The organism is Hydrogenispora ethanolica (genome assembly GCF_004340685.1).
GTDB lineage: Bacteria > Bacillota > UBA4882 > UBA8346 > UBA8346 > Hydrogenispora > Hydrogenispora ethanolica.
This window is the reverse complement of the sequence record NZ_SLUN01000035.1, coordinates 59,982-66,666: the sequence shown is the minus strand read 5'-3', so window position 1 is coordinate 66,666 and position 6,685 is coordinate 59,982. Positions and strand designations below refer to the sequence as shown.

At 51.9% G+C, this 6,685-nt stretch carries 10 protein-coding genes and 1 other annotated feature; of the genes, 9 read left to right on the top strand and 1 reads right to left on the bottom strand.

Annotated features, from left to right (window positions below; translation table 11 throughout):
- The first annotated feature begins 597 nt into the window (after window positions 1–597).
- The 5 genes from EDC14_RS21445 (at window position 598) to EDC14_RS21425 (ending at window position 4,249) form a co-directional block, all read left to right on the top strand.
- Window positions 598–906 (top strand): DUF5665 domain-containing protein, encoded by a 309-nt coding sequence (locus tag EDC14_RS21445; RefSeq protein WP_132016362.1) that lies wholly within the window; start codon window positions 598–600, stop codon window positions 904–906.
- Window positions 907–925: 19 nt separating this feature from the next.
- Complete coding sequence (locus EDC14_RS21440; protein ID WP_132016361.1) at window positions 926–1,588, top strand: TraR/DksA C4-type zinc finger protein; 663 nt, start codon at window positions 926–928, stop codon at window positions 1,586–1,588.
- A 495-nt stretch (window positions 1,589–2,083) separates the two neighbouring features.
- On the top strand, window positions 2,084–2,578 hold the full coding sequence (gene lspA / locus EDC14_RS21435) for a signal peptidase II (protein ID WP_243663063.1): 495 nt from the start codon (window positions 2,084–2,086) through the stop codon (window positions 2,576–2,578).
- A complete protein-coding gene (lgt, locus tag EDC14_RS21430; protein ID WP_132016360.1) occupies window positions 2,575–3,354 on the top strand; it encodes a prolipoprotein diacylglyceryl transferase in 780 nt (259 codons plus the stop codon). Before lspA ends, lgt begins: the two co-directional genes overlap by 4 nt.
- On the top strand, window positions 3,329–4,249 hold the full coding sequence (locus EDC14_RS21425; protein ID WP_132016359.1) for an RluA family pseudouridine synthase: 921 nt from the start codon (window positions 3,329–3,331) through the stop codon (window positions 4,247–4,249). The genes lgt and EDC14_RS21425 overlap by 26 nt, the downstream gene beginning before the upstream one ends.
- 21 nt (window positions 4,250–4,270) lie before the next feature.
- Here EDC14_RS21425 and EDC14_RS26895 read toward each other — a convergent pair whose 3' ends face one another.
- Complete coding sequence (locus tag EDC14_RS26895) at window positions 4,271–4,450, bottom strand: hypothetical protein (RefSeq protein ID WP_341540182.1); 180 nt, start codon at window positions 4,448–4,450, stop codon at window positions 4,271–4,273.
- A gap of 176 nt (window positions 4,451–4,626) precedes the next feature.
- Window positions 4,627–4,754 (top strand) — a sequence feature (ribosomal protein L20 leader region).
- Here EDC14_RS26895 and infC point away from each other — a divergent pair.
- The 4 genes from infC to EDC14_RS21405 all read left to right on the top strand — a co-directional run bounded on the left by infC (window position 4,746) and on the right by EDC14_RS21405 (window position 6,684).
- Window positions 4,746–5,288: a translation initiation factor IF-3 gene (infC, locus tag EDC14_RS21420; RefSeq protein WP_243663062.1), complete on the top strand. Its 543-nt coding sequence runs from the start codon at window positions 4,746–4,748 to the stop codon at window positions 5,286–5,288. It overlaps the preceding feature by 9 nt.
- Before the next feature lie 14 nt (window positions 5,289–5,302).
- Window positions 5,303–5,497, top strand: coding sequence for a 50S ribosomal protein L35 (gene rpmI / locus EDC14_RS21415; RefSeq protein ID WP_132016358.1), 195 nt, complete (start codon window positions 5,303–5,305; stop codon window positions 5,495–5,497).
- A 23-nt stretch (window positions 5,498–5,520) separates the two neighbouring features.
- Window positions 5,521–5,874 carry a 50S ribosomal protein L20 gene (gene rplT, locus EDC14_RS21410; protein ID WP_132016357.1) on the top strand — a complete coding sequence of 118 codons (354 nt, stop codon included), beginning with the start codon at window positions 5,521–5,523 and terminating at the stop codon, window positions 5,872–5,874.
- 117 nt (window positions 5,875–5,991) lie between these two features.
- On the top strand, window positions 5,992–6,684 hold the full coding sequence (locus EDC14_RS21405) for a Crp/Fnr family transcriptional regulator (protein ID WP_165908205.1): 693 nt from the start codon (window positions 5,992–5,994) through the stop codon (window positions 6,682–6,684).
- The last annotated feature ends 1 nt before the right edge of the window (window position 6,685 follow it).

The following is a 6,685-nucleotide window of genomic DNA, read 5'->3' as shown; positions in this document are numbered from 1 at the left end:
CTATACACTTTCCGTTCTTTGACCACTACACTCAGCTCCTTAGTTCTTTATTCTACCCTTTAACTGAGTGTCTGGCAATTCGGGTAAAAGTCAGAGTGTCTTGAGTAATCGAAGGAGTGTCTTGAGCAATCGAAGGAGTGTCTTGAGCAATCGAAGGAGTATCTTGAGCAATCGAAGGAGTATCTTGAGCAATCGAAGGAGTATCTTGAGCAATCGAAGGAGTATCTTGAGCAATCTCTTGAGCAATCGAAGGAGTATCTTGAGCAATCGAAGGAGTATCTTGAGCAATCGAAGGAGTATCTTGAGCAATCGAAGGAGTATCTTGAGCAATCGAAGGAGTATCTTGAGCAATCGAAGGAGTGTCTTAAGTAATCGAAGGAGTGTCTTGAGCTGCCAGATGAACCACTCCGGCATGTGACGGTGATTCTTTACCACCGATGAAGATCCTGGCGGCGAGGGAAGAGTAGTTTTTAAGAACGGTGGCAAGCTAGATTGCGAGGGTCGGTTTCGCCAAAGCGAAGGTTGAGTCAGTGGGTTGTTCGGAACGAACTGTGTCCGTGATTTCCTGGCATCAAAACGGGGAGTCGCGATAATGGGGTGGTTGCGATCTTCAACCGGCGGCAGGCTAAGTATCTTTTTAAAAGAGTCCAGGAGCTCGAGGCCAAACTGGAACGTGCCAATTTCACCGAGTTTTGGAATTTGCTTCAGAATCCGGTGCGGCTGATCTTTTTGAATTTTTTATCCGGACTGGCGCGGGGCTTTGGAATTGCAATCGGCCTGACCATTGTAGCCAGCATTTTTTTGGTGCTCCTGACCCGGCTGGCCAGTTTAAATCTGCCGGTTATCGGGAAATATATCGCTGATTTGGTGCGCATTATCAATCAACATTTGCGCCTCTATTCATAGCTAGAGAAGGGGAGAATCAATGGACGGCGATAAACTGAACGATTTCCGCCAGCGGTTGTTGGCGGAAAAACGGCGGATCGAAATCGAATGGGAGAATTCCAACCGTTTTAATCTGAATCAATCGTTAACCGATTCGGTGGAGGAGCTTTCGGCATACGACAATCATCCGGCGGATCTGGCCACGGAGACATTTGAGAGAGAAAAGGATCTGGCCTTGTGGAATAGCAGCAACGAGACTTATAACCGGATCAACGAGGCTTTGGACCGGATCGACGCCGGAGTGTACGGCCAATGCGAGCTGTGCGGCGAGCCCATCCATCAGGACCGGCTGGAAGCCTTGCCCTATACCACGCTCTGTTTCAGTTGCGCCAAAGTCACCGAGGAGCAGTACATCAATCGCGAGCGACCCGTGGAAGAAGAGGTTTTGGAACCGCCGTTCGCCAGGACCTTTTTGGATGACACCGATTACGTGGCAACGGATGGCGAGGATATCTGGCAGTCGGTGGCCCGCTACGGGACATCGGACACTCCGTCGGATTTGGGCGGAACCGATTCCTACGATGACAATTTTTACGACGCCGATGAGGATCAGGGGATTGTGGAACGAGTCGAAGGGGTGATTGATGTCACCGCAAATGATGAGATTCCGCCCGACCCGGGGAACCGGGATCAACAGGATTGATTCAATGGGATTCTTAGAAGCCATGTGATAAAGTCTCTCGAAACGGAAATCAGCTCATAAAAAGATTTAAAACGACTTTATCACTTGCTTCAGGCAATCGCTGTGACCCTTCCGGCTTTTTAGCCGGGTTTATCACAGCTCTTTTAGGAGGCGGGAAATTACCGTCCTTCGAACGGAAGCGCGATTCATCGCTCGGGAAAGGTTTTTGGCAATGAATCGCGAATCACTATATAGCATTTTGATAAAGCGTAAACGGCTTTGTTCGCGCTTTTCGCTCCAAACCCGTCAACGCTTTCGCAAAATGCTGTATCAAGGTTTTGTGACACAGGGGGCGGGGCAAGCGCGCCATGTTCCCGCGGTGTAGGAACCCCCGAAAAGAAAGTTGCCTTTTACGGCTACGCCTTGAGGATGTATCTTATCGAGGCGGTTTTTCATGAATTGAGGTTGAGGCGGCCGGTTTATCCGGGCCAAGCGGGAAAGAAAGGACGCGATAAAATGTTGCCCTATCTGCTTATTGCCGGCGCGGTGCTGGTCCTCGATCAAGTAACCAAATGGCTGGTGCAAGCCAGTATGGCTCCATTTCAAAGCATTCGCTGGGTCGACGGCGTTTTTTCGCTGACCTATGTCAAAAATTACGGTGCGGCCTTTGGGATCTTATATTATCAGACCTTTTTATTGATCGGCATCACCCTGGCGTTATTCGCGGTAATCTGGGTGAACCGCCGTCAATTTCACCTGCAGTCCCGGATCTTCCGGCTTGGATTGGCCTTGGCTCTAGGTGGAGCGGCCGGCAACTTTTTGGACCGGGTCCGCCTCGGTTATGTGGTCGATTTTTTGGACCTGCAATACTGGCCGGTGTTTAATCTGGCCGATACCGGGATCGTGATCGGGGTTGCCCTCATTATCTACGCTCTGCTCAGAGAGGATTTTGCCAAGAAGGCCGGCCGGAGGGAACAACTTCCCGAGGAGTTTCGAGGAGGAGATCAATGAAGCCGGTGCTATTCAATCTGTTCGGACTGTCGATTCATTCATATGGCTTGATGTTGGCAGTCGCTTTTTTGGTGGGCATTTTCGGAGCGGGCCGCCAGGCCCAACGCCGCCTGGGGATTCCGCTGGATACGATCGTGGATCTGGCGACCTGGATTTTGATCGGAGCGGTCGCCGGCGCCCGAATCGCTTATGTGGTCACCGATTATCAGCTCTATGTGCGGGCGCCGTGGGAGATCCTTAAGCTTTCATCGGGCGGGCTGGCTTTTCATGGCGGGTTAATCGGCGGATTTTTAGCCGGGTTTGGTTTCTTGCGACTGAAAAAGATCTATCCCTGGACTTTGGCGGATCTGCTGGCGCCGTTTATTGCCTTGGGTTATTCGCTCGTCCGGATCGGCTGCCTGCTGAATGGCTGTTGTTACGGAAAAGCTTCCGGCCTGCCCTGGGCATTGCCTTGTGCTTACGGAGATGCCACCTTGCGCCACCCGACGCAGCTGTATTCGTTGGTGGGCAGTCTGGTGCTGTTTGTTATCCTTTGGCGGAATCTCGACCATCACCGTTTCCCGGGGTTCTTATTCCTGCTCTATGTGGGTCTTTATTCCATGCTCCGTTTCGGGGTGGAATTTTTCCGGGTAGGGCCGATGGTATTCCCCTGGTTGAGCTTGGCCCAGTTGGTCTGTTTGCTGATGGCCGGAACCGCCTTCGGTTTGATCTGGGCCTTCGATCGCCGCCAACGGAGGAGGTTGAATTCGGATGCAGCTACAGAAGTTAAAAGTTGATGATCAAGCCTCCGGCTTGCGCCTGGATGTTTTTTTGAGCAACTCCGGATTGTGGCCTTCCCGGTCGTTTGTACAAAAACTGATCGCCGCGGGCGGAGCGACCCGGAACGGCAAACCCTTAAAAGCCAGCTATAAAATTGAACCCGGCGACGAATTGGAGATCGTCTGGGAGGAGCCTCAGCCGTTGGAGGTGGTGGCTGAGGCGATTCCGTTAGATATTTTATATGAAGATCCGGATCTGGTGGTGGTCAATAAGCCCCGTGGGATGGTGGTGCATCCGGCTGCCGGCAACCAGCGGGGGACGCTAGTGAATGCTTTGTTGGAACATTGTGAGGATCTGTCGGGGATCGGCGGGGTTATCCGGCCGGGGATCGTTCATCGGCTGGATAAGGATACTTCCGGTGTCCTGGTGGTCGCCAAGAACGACTACAGCCACCTGGCGCTGGCCCGGCAGATCAAAGAACGCAGCATGAAGCGGATGTACAAGGCATTGGTGCACGGTCGTCCGCCGGAACAGGGGCGGATCGAGGCGCCTATCGGCCGCCATCCGGTCGAGCGTAAAAAAATGGCCGTGGTTCCCGGCGGCCGGTTCGCCGCGACGAATTATAGAGTTTTGGAGTACCTGGGAGTCTATGCATATCTGGAAGCACGGCTGGAAACGGGCCGGACCCATCAGATCCGGGTCCATTTCAGTCATTTGGGTTATCCGCTGGTGGGCGACCCGGTTTACGGGTACCGGAAAGAGGCCGTTCCCATTCAAGGACAGGCGCTGCATGCCGCGTTGTTAGGATTTAACCATCCCCGCGACGGCAGGTATTTGGAATTTGCCACGGAGCCTCCCCCGGCCATGCAAACGGCTCTGGATTGGTGCCGAAAACAAAGAAGAGAGGCGTAATTCAACGCCTCCCGGGAGGAATTAAGAATGGCGGATGGTGGGGCGGGCCAGATCCAATAATCCCAATACAACATGGGCCAACCCGAAACCGAGGACTCCCGCGCCCCATTTTTGCTTCAACCGCACTGCTCCCAAACTGGAAACCAGCGTACCGACGCCGGCGACAACCAAACCGGTCGTAGTGGCTTTCAAGTGCTTCACCTCCCGTCGCTTAGTATCTCCGAAACCCGGCCGGGGTGTTATGGCAGTTTCAGGGCGAGTGGCAGAAATTCTGAGCCCTGCCTGCCCTGATGGAGAGAGAACCGTCCCGGCTTCTCAAGCGGCGAACAGATTTGCGGTTGACGAAACGGACGGTTAATGGTATACTTTGTATAGTTCAAATGAAGCAGAAGCCATCCGCTTCTCACCTAAGAACCCTCGGTTCTTTGGGTTTATAAAGTCAAGAAATATGTCTGTTTGACTTTTCAGAGCGGGTGGAAGAACAACCCCGCTTTTTTTGTTGAATGTTTTTAGGAGGTGTCAGCTGATTAGTAACGAGTTGCGAATTAACGAAGAGATCCGGGCCAGGGAGATCCGGGTAGTTAGTGCGGATGGCGAACAATTAGGTATTATGCAGGTAAGGGACGCTCTCAGGATCGCCCTTGAAAAAGAGCTGGATCTGGTCGAAGTGGCTCCGAACGCCAAACCCCCGGTTTGCCGAATTATGGATTATGGAAAATACCGTTATGAGCAGAGCAAACGCGAACGAGAAGCTCGTAAAAAGCAACGCATCATTGAGATTAAAGAGATTCGCATGACTCCGAAGATCGAAGAACACGATTTTCAAGTCAAGGTGAAGGCTGCCCAAAAGTTTCTCAAGGATGGAGATAAGGTAAAGGCAATTATCCGTTTCCGGGGCCGGGAAATCGTTCATGCTGATTTAGGCAAAAGCCTCCTGATGCAACTCTTTGAAAGCGTTCGCGACGGTGCCGTAATGGAACGCGAACCCAAGATCGAAGGTAAAAACATGATCATGATATTATCCGGGAAATCGGAATAGAGAGGAGAACCGTCATGCCGAAGATGAAGACCCATCGTGGGGCTGCGAAACGTTTTAAAGTAACCGGCAGTGGCAAGATTAAAAAGAACCATGCCTTTAAGAGACATCAATTAGAATGCAAAACCTCAAAACGCAAACGCAATTTACGCAAGGCCGAGATCATCAGCCACGGCGACGAGCGTCGCGTCGAGCGTATGCTTTGCTTATAGTAATTTTTTAGGAGGAGATTGTCATGCCGAGAGCTAAAGGCGGTTTTAAAACCCGTCATCGCCATAAAAAAATTCTCAAGCTTGCCAAAGGATACCGCGGTTCCAAGAGCCGAATCTTCCATCCCGCCAATGCGCAAGTTTTGAAATCTTTGGCTTATGCCTTCCGGGACCGTCGGGCTAAAAAACGTGATTTCCGGAAACTTTGGATCAGCCGGATTAATGCGGCGGCCCGTATGAACGGAATGTCGTATAGCACTTTCATCAGCGGCTTGAAAAAGGCCGGAGTGCAGGTTAACCGCAAAGTCCTCGCCGATTTGGCCGTTCATGATGGTCAAGCATTTAAAGACCTTGTCGGAGTCGCAAAATCAGGCCAGTAATTCGAAACCCCCTCGCAAGAGGGGGTTTGTTCTTTTTTTATCGAAATGCTGCCGAACGCTTGAAATTGAGAATATTCGATGGAGACTTCTCACACAGTAAAAGCGAAGGAGTTTCGGATGCCTGGAAAAAATCAGTTAACAGTTGAGTCGATGTTACGGTCCTCGCAATTGTTCGGTGCGCTCGAGCCAGAGCGGTTATCCGCCTTGGCGCAATTGGCGGTCCGCCGTTTTTATGCCAAAGGCGATTTGATCTTCTCAGAAGGTTCTCCCGCCCTTGAGTTTACGCTGGTTGGTTCAGGCCGGGTAAAAGTGGTTAAGCTATCGACTACCGGCAAAGAACAAATTTTACATGTCATTGGCCCGCATGAACCCGTCGGCGAAGTGGCAGTGTTCACCGGAACGGACTACCCGGCCACGTGTATTGCTTTGACTGACGCTGAGGTATGCGTAATCCAGCGCAGCGCGCTCATGAATCTAATTCAAAGCCAACCCCAAATGGCGCTGGATCTGTTGGCGGTCTTATCGCAGCGCTTACGGCATTTCAACCAGCTTTTGGCCACGCTTTCGCTGGACGAGGCTCCGGTCAAATTGGCAAAATACCTGTATCAGCAATGTCTCGCCGTATCTCCGGAAACACGGGAACTATGGTTGACAATCTCCAAAGGGGAACTCGCGCAAAACCTCGGAATGACCCCGGAGACGCTCTCCCGGAGTCTGGCCAAGTTAAAGAAAGCCGGGGTGATCGGGGGAGAGGGACGGCGTTCGCTACGGATACTCGACTGGGAAAAACTACAGGCCATGCAAGAATGAT

Bases quoted from the DNA above. Each gene is read 5' to 3' on its own strand.
- rpmI (WP_132016358.1), top strand. From the start codon at position 5,303: ATGCCGAAGATGAAGACCCATCGTGGGGCTGCGAAACGTTTTAAAGTA.
- EDC14_RS21405 (WP_165908205.1), top strand. From the start codon at position 5,992: ATGCCTGGAAAAAATCAGTTAACAGTTGAGTCGATGTTACGGTCCTCG.
- lspA (WP_243663063.1), top strand. From the start codon at position 2,084: ATGTTGCCCTATCTGCTTATTGCCGGCGCGGTGCTGGTCCTCGATCAA.
- lgt (WP_132016360.1), top strand. From the start codon at position 2,575: ATGAAGCCGGTGCTATTCAATCTGTTCGGACTGTCGATTCATTCATAT.
- EDC14_RS21425 (WP_132016359.1), top strand. From the start codon at position 3,329: ATGCAGCTACAGAAGTTAAAAGTTGATGATCAAGCCTCCGGCTTGCGC.
- rplT (WP_132016357.1), top strand. From the start codon at position 5,521: ATGCCGAGAGCTAAAGGCGGTTTTAAAACCCGTCATCGCCATAAAAAA.
- EDC14_RS21440 (WP_132016361.1), top strand. From the start codon at position 926: ATGGACGGCGATAAACTGAACGATTTCCGCCAGCGGTTGTTGGCGGAA.